15 protein-coding genes are annotated in these 13,487 nt (G+C 68.8%); 5 read left to right on the top strand and 10 right to left on the bottom strand.

The window, feature by feature from the left end; all coding sequences use genetic code 11:
- Nucleotides 1-123: 123 nt before the first annotated feature.
- The 7 genes from ACZ7OI_RS31085 to ACZ7OI_RS31115 all read right to left on the bottom strand — a co-directional run bounded on the left by ACZ7OI_RS31085 (nt 124) and on the right by ACZ7OI_RS31115 (nt 6,867).
- A complete protein-coding gene (locus ACZ7OI_RS31085) occupies nt 124-1,440 on the bottom strand; it encodes a carboxyl transferase domain-containing protein (protein WP_470267669.1) in 1,317 nt (438 codons plus the stop codon).
- The gene (locus ACZ7OI_RS31090; protein WP_470268039.1) at nt 1,437-2,858 is read right to left on the bottom strand and encodes an acyl-CoA synthetase; all 1,422 of its coding nucleotides are present in this window, start codon (nt 2,856-2,858) and stop codon (nt 1,437-1,439) included. The genes ACZ7OI_RS31085 and ACZ7OI_RS31090 overlap by 4 nt, the downstream gene beginning before the upstream one ends.
- Before the next feature lie 108 nt (nt 2,859-2,966).
- Nucleotides 2,967-3,713 carry an ESX secretion-associated protein EspG gene (locus ACZ7OI_RS31095; protein ID WP_470267670.1) on the bottom strand — a complete coding sequence of 249 codons (747 nt, stop codon included), beginning with the start codon at nt 3,711-3,713 and terminating at the stop codon, nt 2,967-2,969.
- Nucleotides 3,714-3,716: 3 nt separating this feature from the next.
- Entirely contained in the window at nt 3,717-5,018 is a 1,302-nt protein-coding gene (locus ACZ7OI_RS31100) for a WXG100 family type VII secretion target (protein ID WP_470267671.1), read from the bottom strand.
- Complete coding sequence (locus tag ACZ7OI_RS31105; RefSeq protein ID WP_470267672.1) at nt 5,018-5,614, bottom strand: DUF3558 domain-containing protein; 597 nt, start codon at nt 5,612-5,614, stop codon at nt 5,018-5,020. Before ACZ7OI_RS31105 ends, ACZ7OI_RS31100 begins: the two co-directional genes overlap by 1 nt.
- Before the next feature lie 4 nt (nt 5,615-5,618).
- Nucleotides 5,619-6,110 carry a hypothetical protein gene (locus ACZ7OI_RS31110; protein WP_470267673.1) on the bottom strand — a complete coding sequence of 164 codons (492 nt, stop codon included), beginning with the start codon at nt 6,108-6,110 and terminating at the stop codon, nt 5,619-5,621.
- 103 nt (nt 6,111-6,213) lie between these two features.
- Nucleotides 6,214-6,867: a DUF3558 domain-containing protein gene (locus ACZ7OI_RS31115; RefSeq protein WP_470267674.1), complete on the bottom strand. Its 654-nt coding sequence runs from the start codon at nt 6,865-6,867 to the stop codon at nt 6,214-6,216.
- Here ACZ7OI_RS31115 and tsaB point away from each other — a divergent pair.
- Genes tsaB through tsaD form a run of 3 tightly spaced genes read left to right on the top strand, consistent with a single transcriptional unit; the run spans nt 6,845 to nt 9,035 of the window.
- A complete protein-coding gene (tsaB, locus tag ACZ7OI_RS31120; RefSeq protein ID WP_470267675.1) occupies nt 6,845-7,510 on the top strand; it encodes a tRNA (adenosine(37)-N6)-threonylcarbamoyltransferase complex dimerization subunit type 1 TsaB in 666 nt (221 codons plus the stop codon). The genes ACZ7OI_RS31115 and tsaB overlap by 23 nt on opposite strands.
- Nucleotides 7,507-7,989, top strand: coding sequence for a ribosomal protein S18-alanine N-acetyltransferase (gene rimI / locus ACZ7OI_RS31125; protein WP_470267676.1), 483 nt, complete (start codon nt 7,507-7,509; stop codon nt 7,987-7,989). Before tsaB ends, rimI begins: the two co-directional genes overlap by 4 nt.
- Nucleotides 7,989-9,035, top strand: a complete 1,047-nt coding sequence (gene tsaD, locus ACZ7OI_RS31130) for a tRNA (adenosine(37)-N6)-threonylcarbamoyltransferase complex transferase subunit TsaD (protein WP_470267677.1) — start codon at nt 7,989-7,991, stop codon at nt 9,033-9,035. Before rimI ends, tsaD begins: the two co-directional genes overlap by 1 nt.
- On the opposite strand, the gene wecB is transcribed toward tsaD, so the two are convergent.
- The 3 genes from wecB to ACZ7OI_RS31145 all read right to left on the bottom strand — a co-directional run bounded on the left by wecB (nt 9,016) and on the right by ACZ7OI_RS31145 (nt 11,216).
- Entirely contained in the window at nt 9,016-10,179 is a 1,164-nt protein-coding gene (wecB, locus tag ACZ7OI_RS31135; protein ID WP_470268040.1) for a non-hydrolyzing UDP-N-acetylglucosamine 2-epimerase, read from the bottom strand. The two genes, tsaD and wecB, sit on opposite strands and share 20 nt — an antisense overlap.
- A gap of 69 nt (nt 10,180-10,248) precedes the next feature.
- Complete coding sequence (locus ACZ7OI_RS31140) at nt 10,249-10,428, bottom strand: LPXTG cell wall anchor domain-containing protein (protein ID WP_344270349.1); 180 nt, start codon at nt 10,426-10,428, stop codon at nt 10,249-10,251.
- 20 nt (nt 10,429-10,448) lie between these two features.
- Entirely contained in the window at nt 10,449-11,216 is a 768-nt protein-coding gene (locus tag ACZ7OI_RS31145) for a choice-of-anchor P family protein (protein ID WP_470267678.1), read from the bottom strand.
- 378 nt (nt 11,217-11,594) lie between these two features.
- Here ACZ7OI_RS31145 and xrtP point away from each other — a divergent pair, with 378 nt between their 5' ends.
- Both xrtP and ACZ7OI_RS31155 read left to right on the top strand, forming a co-directional pair.
- Nucleotides 11,595-12,101 (top strand): exosortase P, encoded by a 507-nt coding sequence (xrtP, locus tag ACZ7OI_RS31150; protein ID WP_470268041.1) that lies wholly within the window; start codon nt 11,595-11,597, stop codon nt 12,099-12,101.
- A gap of 53 nt (nt 12,102-12,154) precedes the next feature.
- Nucleotides 12,155-13,483 (top strand): glycosyltransferase family 2 protein, encoded by a 1,329-nt coding sequence (locus tag ACZ7OI_RS31155; protein ID WP_470268042.1) that lies wholly within the window; start codon nt 12,155-12,157, stop codon nt 13,481-13,483.
- Nucleotides 13,484-13,487: the final 4 nt, after the last annotated feature.

Here is a 13,487-nt window from a genome sequence, read left to right on the forward strand (position 1 = left end):
CCATCGCAAGCTGTGCAACCGCGGGAGTCGCTGTAGCGGCCACCCTCGCGTCCTACGCGCAGCGCAAGTGGCGGGTCCGCGCCGTCGAGGCGTGACCCGTCAGGACTCTAGGGCTCCAGCGCTCTAGGGTTCGACAATTCCGACTGCCAGGCCGAGGCCGACCAGATCCTGCGGACGCAATCGCAGCTGGTCGGCCACGGCCGGCACATCGGTCATCGGGCGCTTCAGGATCGCCGCCGCCGCTTCCGGAGAAGTGACCGAGAAGTAGGCGTCCGGGGCGATCCAGGTAGTGCCCGGTGCGGCAAAAGCCAGCGCGCCACCGGAACCGCCTTCGCCGATCACCAGCGTGGTGACCGGCACCTCGGCGGTGGCGATCGCCTCGAAGAGTTCCGCGATCGCTGGTCCGACGCCGCCTTCTTCCGCTTCCGCGTCGTTTGCCGCGCCGGGAGTGTCCACAAGCGTCAGCACCGGAATCCCTAGCCGGGACGCCAGCCGGACGAGTCGTGCTGCAGTGCGAAAGCCTGCCGGACGCGTCGCGGTGCCGCACTGTGCTGCGTACGCGATCGCGCGTCCTTCTCGCCAGCCGAAGCCACATTGGACGCCTTCGTCGACGTGACCAGCACGGTCGCCTTGAATGTTCTCTCGCCAGTCGAAGTACGCGTCGAGGTACTCGGGTGCGCGCGCTCGCGAAGAAGCGCGCGCCGTCCGTACGGCTTCCCAGCCGGTTTCGGGCAGTGCGGCGTCGCGACGGGCGTTAGGCGGCGGCGCGGGTTCTGTCGACGGCGAAGCCAACAGCTGTAGCCATCGCGCGAGCACGTCACCCAGCTCGGCTGTCTCAACGAGACGGTCGACCTGACCCCATTCCAGCTTCGCTTCGACGGTGTACGCCTCCGCGGGCGACGTCGCAGGCCGTACGCGAGAGCCCGCGAAGCCCACTTGCGCGTCTGGCAGTCCCAACACGACGTCGGAACCGGCACCGAGCGTCGCCCAGCCGCCGCCGGTGGACGGGTTGCGCAAAACGGAAATCTGCGGGACACCAGCCGCGCGCGCGTCCGCAGACGCGCGCGCGATTCGTTGGAGCTGGGAAAGCGCGCGCATGCCGTGCTGCATCCGGCTGCCGCCAGTCGCGACCAGCGAAACCACCGGCAGTCCACGCTCTTTCGCGTGCGCGAAGGCGGCTTCGACACGGTCACCGGTCTGCTGTCCGATCGAACCGCCGAGGAACCCGAACTCCCAGGCGATCAGCACCGTCGGCACGTCGCCGATCCGGGCCTCTCCGACGACCACAGATTCGTTCTCGCCGGTGCGCGCGGCGGCTGCCGCCCTGGCCTCCGGATACCCCGGCCAGCCGAGCGGATCGTCCGCCGGAGCGTCGGGGAGGGACAGGTCGGTGAACCCGGCGGAGATGGCGGCAAGCAGCTCGCGCGCGGTGGTGTTCATCCCAGCGCTCGCTTCATGACCTTGCCCATGTCGTTGCGCGGCAACGCATCCAGGTACCGCACGACGCGCGGCCGCTTGTGCGGAGCGAGCAGTTTCGACACGTGGTCGGCGAGTTCTTCGAGCGCCGGGCGTTCGCCGTCCGGCACGACCCAGGCGACGATGCGCTCGCCGAGGTCGTCGTCCGGTTCGCCGGTCACCGCCGCCTCGGCGACCTTCGGGTGTTCCAGCAGCGCGTTCTCGATCTCGCCCGCGCCGATCTTGTAGCCGCCGCTCTTGATCAGGTCGGTGGCCTTGCGGCCGACGATCCGGACGTAGCCGTCGGGGTCGCGCGTGGCCATGTCGCCGGTGCGGAACCAGCCGCCGTCGAGCGCGGCGGCCGTCGCGTCCGGCCGGTTGAGGTATTCGGTGAACAGATTCGGCCCGCGGACCTGGATCTCGCCGACCGCGTCGGGCTCGCTGATCTCGGCGCCTGCCTCGTCGACCAGCCGCAGGTCGACCCCGGCGAGCGGGACGCCCACCGAGCCCGGCTTGCGCTCGCCGTCGGCGCGGACGCTGGTGTTCATCAGGGTCTCGGTCATGCCGTAGCGCTCCACGACCTGCTGTCCGGTCGCGGCGGTGATCCGCTGGTGGTCGTGCACCGGCAGCGCGGCCGAGCCGGAGACCAGCAGCCGCGCGGACTTGAGCGCGTCGGCGAGGCCTTCGTCGGTCGCGACCGCTTCGGCGATCCGGTGGTACATCGTCGGGACGCCGAACAGCATCGTCGCGCCGTTCGCGAGTTCTTCCGTGACGCCTTCGAGGGAAAACCGTCCCAGGTGACGCACCGTTCCGCCGCGACGCAGCGGGCCGAGGATGCCCAGGATCAAGCCGTGCACGTGGAACAACGGGAGGCCATGGACGAGCACGTCGTCGGCGGTCCACTGCCAAGCGTCCTCAAGCGCGTCGAGCGTGGTCGCGATCGCCCGGCGGGGCAGCACAACGCCTTTGGGCGGGCCGGTCGTGCCGGAGGTGTAGACGATGAACGCGGGAGCTTCGGAGTCCGGTTCGCCGGCCGGCGGTTTCCCGTTGCCCTCCAGCGGAATGTCGCGACGCGGCAGGCCGAGCGCGGCGGGCAGTTCGACGCCGGGTTCGGCGAGCACCAGCGCGGGCTCGCTGTCGGCGAGGATGTGCCCGAGTTCGCGTTCGCCGATCTTGGGGTTGAGCGGTACCACCGGAACCCCGGCGAGCAGCGCGGCGACCACCGCGACGCTGGTGTGCAGCGTCGGCGCCGCCCAGACCGCGACCCGGCGGTCTCGGGGCAGCTCGGCGGCCAGCGCCCCGGCGACCGCGCCGAGTTCGGCGTAGGTGAGTTTTCGGTCGCCGAAGCGCAGTGCTTCCTTGCTGGATCCGGCGGCGACTGCGGGGAACAGCGGATCGGGCACTTCGCGGACCTCCTGCGTCACCGGCACCTGGAACCGCACCGTACCGCCTTGTGGCGGTCGCCACCTGCGACGCGATTCACAGCTCCTGATTGTCAGGGGTACCCAGGCTCAGGCGAGATTATCGAGCAGCGCGCGCACCCGTTGGACCATCGTTTCGTGCCGGGCCGGTGCGACGTTCACGTATCGCTCGCCGCCGTCGGTTTCGGAGAACGAGAACAGGTAGCGGCCGTGCTCGGTGTCGTAATACGTGCAGATGTCGCGCCCGCTGATCCGCCGCCCGCCAAGCCCGTCGCGGACCGCTGCGGTGATCTGCCCGCCACCGACGCGGGGCAACGCCGCGACGTCGAGCAAATGCCGCACGTCCTGCCTGGCTGGCCCGCCGTCGATCGCCAGATTCAACGCCGATTCCGGCACCGACACCGCCTGCCCTTCCGCGGGCCGGACGCGCGGCAGCTCCCGGATCAAGTCCTCCGCCAGCGCCTCCGGCCGAGCCGGGCGCAACACGACCGTGCTGGTCGAGGGCATGTGGCAGGCGAGCACCGCGTCTTTGTTCAATGCCGCGACGACCAGCCGATACCGCCGATCCCGTCCGCTCTCGACGGTCGCCGACAACTCACTGGCACCCCGGCACAACACGGTCATGGTCCGGACGAACGTCTCGTCCGGACCGCCGCGACCCCAGACGCCCTGGTCCGCCATGGCGTTCACCGCGGCTTCGCGATACGCGTGCGCCTCCTCGGGGTCGCGCCAGATCGGTTCAGGCGAGAGCGCCGCCGGGAGCGAAACCCCAGCCAGCTCCGCCGCGACGGGAAGGCAATCGGCAGGGAGCACCACCTCGCGGGCGAGCACGAGCATCCGTCAGAGCCCGATCACCGGCGGAACCGCCTTGGGAAGGTCCCCGATGAGCGCCGCGTCCGGGTCTTGTTCGACCAGGTAGTCGGCGGTCTCGTGGACGAGGTCGTCTTCCCCCTCGCCCTTCTGCCCGCGGCCCATCGCACCCGCACCCATGCCCGACGCCCCCGCGCGACCGTTGGCTCCGGCTGCTGCTCCGCCTCGCCCGGCGGCCTCGGCGTTGCTGAAGGGCCCGGTGCCGGTACCCGCTCCTCGGCCGACGTTGTTGCCCGCGTTGCCGTTTCCGCCCGCGCTGCCGCCTCGGCCGCTCACGTCGCCGCCGCCGGTTCCCGGCAACCCCGGGGTGTACAGACTGCTGCTGCCACCGCCGTTGAGGTTGGGGTTGCTGCTGTTGTACGACCAGGAGTTGGGGTTGCTGGTGGTGTTGGGGTTGTTGGTGCTCGTCAGGTCCGGCGGAACGTAGCTGGACGTCCGGGTGTCGTCCGGCGGGTTGCCGTGCGGCGGAACGTGGCGGCCCGGCTCCGGCGGATTACCGGTCGGCGGCGTGTAGGGACCCGGATCCCACCGGTGGGTCTCCGAAGGAGGCGTCACTCCCGGCGGCCCAGTGCGATCGTTGGTGTGGTCGCGGTGGCTGGTGTTGCCGCCGGTGCTGCTGGTGTTGTCGCCTCCGACGTAGCCGCCCTCGGAGTACGTGCCAGCGGTGCCGCCGGTGCCGCCCGGGGTGTAGTGAGTGGGCAGATGCGCGGTGCCGGTGCCGCCGGGCTGGGTGACGGTGAAGTCACCGCCGGCGGAGGGCATGGCGAGTTGACCGTATTGGGACGGGTCTGCCCAGCGGCTCGAATTGTCCGTCGACTGCTGGTGGTAAGCGTCGTAGCTTTCGGTGACCGCCTGAGCTTTCCGGTTCCATTCGTCAATCTCGTCCTGCCGGTTCGAGAGGAACGAGAGAGGGGTTCCGGAAACCCAGTCGCCTGCCGGTTTGTTGCCGACGTCGCCGACTGACTGGACTTTGGACTGCAGGGTGTTGAAGGACTCGCCCTGGCCTTGGTACAGGTCCTGGGCTTGCTGCAAGTGCTGGCCGCTGACTTGGCTGGCCTGGACCAACGGCCCGGCCCCGGTATACGCCTGACCGGCGGCGTCTCCTTGCCAGTATTCGCTCATCGAGCCCTGCAGCTGGCGCATTTCGTTGGCGATGTCTTGGTGCAATTGCGAAAGCTGGCTGCTCGTGCCCCCGCCGGCGAACATGCCGCCGGAGCCGCTTCCGTTCTTGACCAGATCGACAATTTGCTGAGGAGTGTAAGCCGTTCCCATCACGCACCCGCCTTGATCGTGGCTAAAGCCGCTCCGGCTGCTTTGAGCGCGACCGAACACGGGTCGCCGTAGGACGGCGACTGTTTGAAGAGGATGACTGAACTGGTGAATGCCTCGTCGGCGCGAACGCCGACAGCTACCTGACAGCCGCCGTCCGAACGGTTGTCGAGGACGTTGGTGAATACCGCCGGGTAGCCGTCGATCGAAGGGGCCTGCTCGAAGTAGCCGGTGCTGCTCCGGTTTTGGTAGACGGTCGCGAGTCCGCCCTGCCCAGGGAGGAGCCCGATGGCCAGGGAGCTGTTTTCGCTGTCGTTCCAGTTGCAGACCGGGGCGACGTTGCCCGCGACTTTGCGGTTGCGGACCGCGTTGAACGTTTGCGTCGCCTGAGCCTGGCTGAGAACCGAGCAGGGATCCTGCTCGTATTTCGCGACGTCGAGCGGGTTCGCCACCTTGGGTACGTCTGACGCGGCGTTGCTGGACGAGGCGGGTGGGTTCGACGACGCCGGAGCAGGCTGGCCGCCGTTCGGCGAGGAACACGCGGTAAGGGCGAGGAGCAGGACGCCGGCAGCGCTCGCAGCAGTGGCGATCGGTTTCACCGGGTCATCCTTGCTTACGAAGGCTGGCCGTGTTGGCGTGATCTTGACCTTCGTACTTCGCGATGGCGTTCTTCAGCTGATCGGCGTAGCTCTGGGCGTACTTGAGCTGTTGCTGGAGGCTGGCCAGGTAGGCCGCGGCGTGCCGGTCGGCAGCTTGTTTTTGCAGGCCGCTGGCGTCGTCATTGGCTGGTTTCTGCACAGTTTGGAGCTGAGTGGCCAGCTGGGTCGCGTCGCTGAGCTTGTCCGCGATCTCCTGCCACTTAGGCTGCAGCTTCCGCATCGCGTCGACGTCCATGTTGAACCCGCCGCCCGCCGCGGCTGCGTTCACCTTCGCGTCCTCGGCCGCGCGCTGCTGGTAGACGTGCACGCCGTTGGAGTTCATCGCTTCGCCGAACTGCTTGTCCTGGCGGTCGCGTTTGGCCTGCTCTTCCGGGTCGACGTACCCCGCGCGCCCGTCCACCGGCTGGCTGTTGCCGGACGACTCCCCGTTGCCCACGATGACGCTCCCCCTCGCTCCCGGCGGCGACTGCCGATGCTCTGACTGAGCTTAATCGGTCGAGGTTCCGCGTGTGGACAAAATCCCCCAAGCCGGGCAGGGGTCAGGAGTTCGCCCTGAGGGTGGCGACGACCGCCTGAGCTGCTTTGAGTGCGACCGAACACGGGTCGGCGTAGGACGGGGACCGGGGGAGGAGGACGACTGAACTGGTGAACACCTCTTCGGGCTGGACACCCACCGCCACTTGGCAGCCGCCTTCCGACCGGTTGTCGACGACGTTGGTGAAAACCGCCGGGTATCCGTTGATCGAGGGGGCCGGTTCGAAGTAGCCGGCGCCGCTCCGGTTTTGGCCGAGGGCGGAGAGGCCGCCTTGTGCCGGGACGAAGCCGATGGTCAGGGAGCTGTTCTTGCTGTCGTTCCAGATGCAGGCCGGGATGGTGGAGCCTGCGGTTCTGCGGTTGCGTACCGCGTCGAAGACCTCCGCGGCCTCCGGGAGCAGAGCACAAGGGTCTTGTTCGTATTTCCGCACGTTGAGCGGCGGTGGCACCTGAGGAACCTCGGGCGCAGAAGACTCCGTCACTGGAGCTGGAGCGGCCGAACAGCCAGCCAAAAGCAGCATTCCGCCGAGCAAGGCCGTGAGAGGCAGCTTCATCACGGAACGTATCTTCCCCGACCCGCCAAACCCGCCCGCCCGCTCCCCGGTCTCCTTCGGACCAGAGCTATCCTGGGAAATCGTGCTGGTATTGGCGATCGACACGGCTACTCCGGCGGTGACTGCGGGCATCGTCGCCGTCGACGAGGCTGAGCTCGTCACTCGGGCGGACCGGATCACGGTGGATCCTCGGGCGCACGGCGAGCTGATCGCCCCGCATGCGCTCGCGGCTGCGGAAGAGGCTGGGGTCACGCTCCGCGAACTCGACGCGATCGTGTGCGGCGTCGGGCCTGGGCCCTTCACCGGACTGCGAGCTGGCATGGCCACGGCAGCTGCGTACGCGCACGCGCTCGGCATCCCGGCGTACCCGGTGTGCAGTCTCGACGCGATCGCCGCGGACGTGGTGCGTACGGAGAAGCCCTTCCTCGTCTTCACGGACGCGCGGCGTCGCGAGGTCTACTGGGCTGCGTACGACGCTTCGGGCGCGCGCACTGACGGTCCTCACGTACAGCGGCCTGCGGACATCGAAACCGACATTCGCGTCGCGGCGGGCGACGGTGCGTTGCAGTACGCAGCGGCGGTGGGTGTGGTGCCGATCGAGCCGCGGTTTCCGTCGCCGGCCGGGTTGGTGCGCGTGGCGCGTACGGCGCTTCTCGAGCGCGCGGAGCCGGAGCCGTTGACACCGCTGTATCTGCGCCGTCCGGACGCTGTTGAGCCTGCGGCGCGCAAGAGGGTGACCGCGCTGTGAAGCTCGACCAGTTGCGTCGCGCTGACGTCGCGAGGTGCGCGGAGATCGAGGAGATCCTCTTTCCCGGCGACGATCCGTGGAGTGCGCGCGCCTTCCATTCTGAGCTTGACCAGGGGCATTACTACCTGGCCGCGCGGTCGGATGACGGGAAGACCCTGCTCGGGTACGCGGGCCTCGCGGTGGTCGGGCGACGCGGTGACTACGAAGCGAGCGTGCACACGATCGGCGTCGTGCCGGAGGCGCAGGGGCAGGGCATCGGCAAGGCGCTGCTGCGTGCCTTGCTGACGCGCGCTGACGAGCTGCACGCTGCGGTCTTCCTCGAAGTGCGGACGGACAACGACCCCGCCGTGAAGCTGTATGAGGCGCACGGTTTTCAAAAACTTGGCATCCGGAAGCGGTATTACCAGCCTTCCGGTGCTGACGCGTTCACCATGGCCCGCCCCGCGCAGGCCCCGGCACGAGACGAGGTGGCCGGCTGATGGCGCGCGTCATCATGGGCATCGAAAGCTCCTGCGACGAGACTGGAGTCGGCCTCGTCCGGCTGCACGACGACGGCACGGTCGAGCTGCTCGCCGACGAGGTCGCGTCCAGTGTGGACCAGCACGCTCGCTTCGGCGGGGTCGTGCCCGAGGTTGCCAGCCGCGCGCATCTCGAGGCGATGGTGCCGACGGCGGAGCGCGCGTTCGCCACTGCCGGGCTGAAACTGTCCGATGTGGACGCGATCGCGGTGACGGCCGGGCCGGGGCTCGCTGGTGCGTTGCTGGTGGGCGTGTCGGCGGCGAAAGCGTATGCGACCGCGCTGGATGTGCCGCTGTACGGCGTGAATCACCTTGCCGGGCACATCGCGGTGGACACGTTGCAGCACGGCCCGTTGCCGACGCCGGTGCTGGCGTTGCTGGTTTCCGGCGGCCACACGCAACTATTGCGAGTGGACGACATCGCGTCGAGCATCACCGAGCTCGGGTCCACTGTGGATGACGCGGCGGGCGAGGCGTACGACAAGGTCGCGCGTGTGCTGGACCTGCCGTACCCGGGCGGGCCGCCGATCGACAAGGCGGCCAAGCAGGGTAATCCGAAGGCGATCGCGTTCCCGCGCGGGATGACCGGTCCGCGCGACGCGAAGTTCGACTTTTCCTTCTCTGGCTTGAAAACGGCCGTGGCGCGCTGGGTGGAGAACGCCGAGCGCGCTGGTGACGCCGTGCCGGTGAACGACGTCGCTGCGTCGTTTCAGGAGGCGGTCGCGGACGTCCTCACCGCGAAGGCGATCCGTGCCGCGCGCGAACAGAACATCGGCACCTTGGTGATTTCCGGTGGTGTAGCGGCGAATTCGCGGCTTTCGGAGCTGGCGGCGGAGCGCTGCGCGGAGGCGGGGATCGAGCTGCGCGTGCCGCGGCCGCGGTTGTGCACGGACAACGGCGCGATGATCGCCGCGTTGGGCGCGCACGTGGTGGCGGCCGGCCGGGCAGTGGCACCGTTGGACTTCTCGGCGAACCCGGGCCTGCCGGTCAACATTGTGTCCCTTTAGGACTCACGAGAGCGGCAGCACCAACAGGCACCCCCAGCAGCGCCTCAATCGCCGAAGCTGACCGGGCCGCAGCGGAACCGTTCCCATAAGGATTCGCTGACGCGGCAGCGCTGATCTCCCCGCGAAGGATGCGCGAAGCGGTCTCGGTGATCAGCTCCGTATCGGTGCCGACCAGCCAAGCGCAACCGGCTTCGACGGCTTCCGGGCGTTCCGTCGTGTCGCGCAGCACCAGCACTGGCGTACCGAACGTCGGCGCTTCCTCCTGGATCCCACCGGAATCCGTCAGCACGAGCGACGCCAGCCGCAGCGCGCGCACGAGATCCGGGTATTCCAACGGCTCGGTGACGGTCACCCGCGCGACCCCGCCCAGGACTTCCTGGACCTGCTCCCGCACGGCCGGATTCGGATGCACCGGGAACAGCACCTGCACGCGCGGATGGGCGTCGACGATCTGACGCACCGCGGTCAGCGTGCGCGTCAACGGCTCGCCCCACGACTCGCGGCGGTGCGACGTGACCAGCACCAACTGCTCGCCCGCTTCGGCGATTCCCATCTCCAGCAAGGCAAGCGCCGGATCACGGGCGGGCAAATCACGCGCCGCCACCGCGAGCACCGCGTCGACGACGGTGTTGCCAGTGCGGGTGATCCGCTCCGACGGCACACCCTCGGCCAGCAACGCCGCGCCCGCAGCCGCGGTCGGAACCAGGTGCAGCGCTGCGATCCGCGAGATCATCTGCCGCGTTCCCTCCTCGGGGAACGGCGACGCCAGGTCGTGCGTGCGCAGTCCGGCTTCGAGGTGCACCACCGGGATTCCGAGCCAGAACGCGGCGAGCGCGCCGGCCAGACCGGTAGTCGTGTCGCCTTGCACGACGACCGCCGACGGTTGGTACCGGCGCAGCGCGGCGTCGAGCGCGGGCAGCAGGCCGGAGACTAGTTCCGCCTGTGTGCCGGACACTCGCGGCGGCACGTCGAGCCACGCGTCGATCGTCACCTCGAACGGGGCCAGCGCCTGCTCGACCATGCCCTGGTGCTGTCCGCTGTGCACGACGAGCGGCCGCAGCCCGGGGAGGGCGTCGAGGGCCAGCGCGAGCGGCGCGAGTTTCACCGCCTCCGGCCGAGTCCCGGCCAGCAGCATCACGTCCAACGTTTTCACCCTTTCGAGTGTCCCGGAAATCCGGGCTGCCGGCGGGATCACGCCGGCAGCCCGGATTCTTCAGCCGTCCAGGCGGGAGAACCGCCGATTCCGGCGGCGGACGGCGATCAGCGCGGCGATCCCGAGGATCACCAGCGCGATGCCGACCGCGAGCCACCAGCCGACGTCGGCGCCGGTGGCGGCGAGGGTGCCCACCCCGCCACCGGCCACGCCGACCCCGGCGCCAGGCATCTTGTACATCGATCCATCACCTCACCGGGTCAGGCAGCCGCGCGTCGCCGGGTGAAGCGCAGGCCGACCGGCACTGCGACGGCGGCGAGCACGCCGAAGCCGATCCACATGCCTGCGCCCGAGGCGAGCGGCATCGGCGGAGCGGCCGGACCGCAGGTCGCCGACGACAGGATCACGTCGCCCGAGCCGAGCGCGCCCAGCGCGTCGCCGCCGAGCAGCTTGAGGTGCAGGGCGTTGACGGTCAGGCTGCCGTCCTTGTTCTTGATCTGCTCGTTCAGGATCAGCGTCGCCACGTGCAGCGGGCCGACCTGGACCTTCAGCTCGGTGTTCGCCGCCGGGGTGGCGTCGACCTTGCCGAGGCTGCCGAGGTTCGCGCCGACCAGCGTGCTGCTGCCCTTGACGCCTTCCTGGGTGGCGGTGCAGACGGCTTCGACCGCCTTGACGCCGACATCGCCGGCGGCGGCCTTGAGCAGCGGCAGCCCGACGTCGGCGACGGACGCCTTCGCCGTGACCGCGCCGGAGTTGTCGTCGCGCACGGCGGACGTCTTGATCACGCCGGTGGTCAGCACGCCGGGCACGTTCGCGGAGACCGCGGTGCTTTCCGTCGGGCCGTTGGTGTTCGCGGCCGCGAGCGGGCCGAGGTGCACCGCGGGCTGGCCCAGCAGCGTGACGTTGACGTCGACGCCGTAGGCCGACCCGTCGCCGGGAGCGGCGCTGGCCGGAGCGGCTCCGGCCAGGGCGATGCTCGCCACGACAGCGGCGAGCAGGCCGCCTCGTCGCACGAGGTGTCTCTTCACTGGTCCTCCGATTTTTCTCAGGGCGAGCCGCTGCGCGGACTAAACCCGCTGAGCAAGAGTCGGCACGCGGATCGGTTATCGGCGGACGTTTCAGAAATGGCACAGCTTTTTCGCTGGATCACTACATCGGGTGATATAGATTCCGGTTTTTCCCAGGCCGGGTGAAGTATCACTCGAATGGCGTAGCAAGCTTGGGTAAGAATATGCCGAAAGCTGCTCGGGTGTCCCCGGAAAGGGGGCCGCCCGGGGAAGGGCGGAAACCGTCGCGGACACGACCGTGGCCGGGTCCGCCCCGGTTCCGCTGGGTTTCTTCTCGAGAGGGTCGTCGTGACAGCAGTCAACGCGCCGGTGTCAGGCGCATCCCGGTTTCCGCTGCGTATGGCGGTGTTCGGGGTGCTCGCCGCGGGGGTGGTGCTGGTGCTCGTGGAACGCGGGTACCGCGAACTGGAGGTACAACTGGCCGGTGCCATCCTCCGGGTTTTCACCTCATCGGGGGTCTATGTGGCCGGAAACCGGGAATCGGTCTACTTCGGGTTGTCCGGCGATACTCCATTCGGGTTGCGGATGACTCCGGAATGCTCGTCGGTATTCCTTCTTCTGCCGTTGCTATTGGTCACCGCCGCACTTCTGTGGTTCCGGCCACAGAATGCCCGCAGACTCTTTTTCTCGCTGGGAATTTCCGCGATCGCGGTGATTCTGGTTAATCAGTTACGGATTCTCACGATCGTCGGGCTGGTCAACGGGCTCGGCACCGACGACGGCTACTACTGGGGCCACACCCTGCTCGGCTCGCTGGTCAGCGTCATCGGCGGGGCGATCTCGCTGGTGCTGTTCGTCTGGCTGGCGACGCGGAAGACGAAGGCCGAGAAGCGGGCCGCGGCGTGAGCAGCTCCGGCCTGAAGATCCTGCTGTCGGTCACGCAGGCGTTCGCGCTCACCATGAGCGTCGCGTTCCTCGTGTACGTCGTGGTGATCGTCGTGCCGTACCTGCGCCGCAAGCCCGCTCCGGTCGGCGATCCCGCCGACTTCTCGTGGCACTTCTTCGTCCCCTGTCGCGACGAGGAAGTGGTGATCCGCGAGACGGTGAAGTACCTGCGCAGCACCTTCCGCCGTGCGCACGTGTGGGTGGTGGACGACGACTCCGACGACCGCACCGCCCGCGTCGTGCGCTCGGTGTGGCGGCGAAACGGCGGCTACGACGCGAATCTGCACCTCGTCGCCCGGCAACGTCCGGAAGCGCGCACCGGCAAGGGAGACGCGCTCAACGCCGCCTACCGTCAGCTTGACGACTGGCTCGGTCCCGACGCGGATCGGGACCGGGTGGTGGTCGTGGTGGTCGACGCGGACGGCCGTCCGGCGTCCAACTGTCTCGAAGTGTGCGCGGCGGACCACCTGTTCGGCGACGAAACCGTCGGCGCCGTCCAGCTCGACGTGCGGATGAGCAACTTCCGCAGCCGACCGCCGGGGCGCACGTGGTTCTCCCGCGCGTTCGGGCTCAAGCTCGCCCAGTTGCAGGACTTGGAGTTCCGTACCGCGATCGCGGCGATCCAGACCTCCCGCGGCTTCACCGGCACGATCTCCATGGGCGGCAACGGACAGTTCACCCGGCTGTCCGCATTGGACTCGATCGCCGGCGACGAACTGGCGCCGTGGCGCGGATCGCTGCTGGAGGACTTCGAACTCGGCGTGCACCTGCTCACCGCGGGCTGGCGCACCGGGTTCACGCCGGATTCGCATGTGGCGCAAGAAGGTCTGTACAGCCTCCGCCGGTTCCTGGTGCAGCGCACGCGCTGGGGCCAGGGAACGATGCAGTGCATGCGGTACCTGCGCCGGATCTGGGACTCGCCGCATGTGTCCACTTTGGGCGCCGCGGAGATGATGTACTACCTGGCGCAGCCGTGGATGCAGCTGCTCGGCTCGCTGCTGTACCCGGTGCCGTTCATCCTGCTTCTCGTGAGCACCGCGGGCGATCCGGGCCAGGTGTGGACGTGGTTCACCGGCGGCGCGTGGATCCTGTTCGCGATCTACGGTTCGTTCGGACTGCTGCCGTTCGTCGTATGGGGCCCGATCTACCAGATGAAATGCTTGCGCAGCAAGAACATCTTCCGCGGCATCGGCATGGGCCTGCTGTACGCGGCCTACATCTACACCTTCTACATCACGTCCTGGCGCGCGCTGTTCCGGCTGGTGCGCGGTCGCAACGGCTGGGCCAAGACCCGGCGCAACACCGAGGCCAGCGCCGGCGTGAAAGTGGCACTGGACGCGTGAATGC

The organism is Amycolatopsis sp. NPDC114503, assembly GCF_055633655.1.